This window comes from Vibrio sp. 661 (assembly GCF_033339315.1).
Lineage (GTDB): Bacteria > Pseudomonadota > Gammaproteobacteria > Enterobacterales > Vibrionaceae > Vibrio > Vibrio alginolyticus.
The window spans coordinates 1-1245 of record NZ_JAWOUJ010000078.1; the positions used below are offsets into that span (position 1 = coordinate 1).

The 1245-nt window shown below is 47.9% G+C and carries 1 protein-coding gene; it reads right to left on the bottom strand.

The genetic code is table 11. From position 1 onward, the window contains the following. On the bottom strand, window positions 1-1245 hold a 1245-nt coding region (locus R7P69_RS24800), incomplete at both ends, for a hypothetical protein (RefSeq protein WP_318121765.1).

The window sequence follows — 1245 nt, forward strand, 5'->3', positions numbered from 1 at the left end:
CTGCCGCGTACTCACCGCTGTATAGCGTTAGGTGGCTGCCATTTAAGCGTGCAAACACGTCCATCTTCATGCCCGTGTGCATCTCTAACAAGTCACTTACGTTCACAGGTTGGTTGTCTGGTTGCAGTTGAAGCTGCGCCAATTCAGGAACTAGCATTTGCGCAGTTTGAATCAACATGTTTGGATCTTTCGCAGACAGAGTAAACATGCCATCCATTTGGCTAAACACTTCGCCAAACTGTGCATCAGGATTGATGTTCAGATCGAACAGTTGCATGCTCAACCCTTTCAACCCATTCAGCATGCCAGAGCCCATGCTCACCGCTGCCGCCGGGTTTTGTCCGCCCATGTCTTTTTGCATTTGGCTCAGCAGCGCACATTGGTATTGTGGCTGAGTTATCTCTGTCCAAATTTGACCAATCGATGGCGCAAGCGTGTTGATGTCGATGCCTAGCGCCAAACTAAAGAAGCTCTTATCGCTGTTAGACTCGGTTAACACACCACGAATCGATTTAAGCGCATCGACGATCACTTTGTTCTTCGACTCAACAACAAAGCCGCCTTTGATTGACGCTTGCTCACCGTTTAGCTTGTACTCCGCAAACGCCACCGATTGAGGCCAGTTTTCTGCAATTTTGGTAAACTCGTTATGACAAACTGGTGTGCGCATTTCCGTAATGTTTGGATCGACGTTAAGACGAGTTAATTGACGAGCAAACATGTTGCCATCAACAGTGGTTAAACCTTTGATGATTTCACGATGGTCGATGTAGCCAAAAGAGTTGTTGTTTTTACCATACTGAGTTTGGATGGCTTCAGCACGACCGCTATCCGCTAATGATTGGGTTGGAGACTCAAGACCCAGCGCCATTTTCAACGGGTTAAGATCACCCAACTCCGCGATATCCACCGTCACGGTTAGCACGTTGTCGGTAACCGCTACAACTAAGCCAATACCATCCTGCGGATCTACTGCATCCGTCATTTCATAACGACGGTACTCCACCGTACCCAGCTTCACTTTTTCGTGTGTCACGCCGCTCATTTGCTCTTCGTGATCCAACGTTTTCCAAAGCGCCTCTGGATTCTCGATTGGCAGTTTGTAAACTGGCACCATACCGAGCGTGTAAAGCACTGGGTTGATCTCATCGCCTGTACCTAAGTACGCTTTCAAAGTTTCTGGCGACGCAGCACTTTTTAAGTATCCGTCAAACAGTTCGATCGCAAACTGCTCTTTTGGTGATA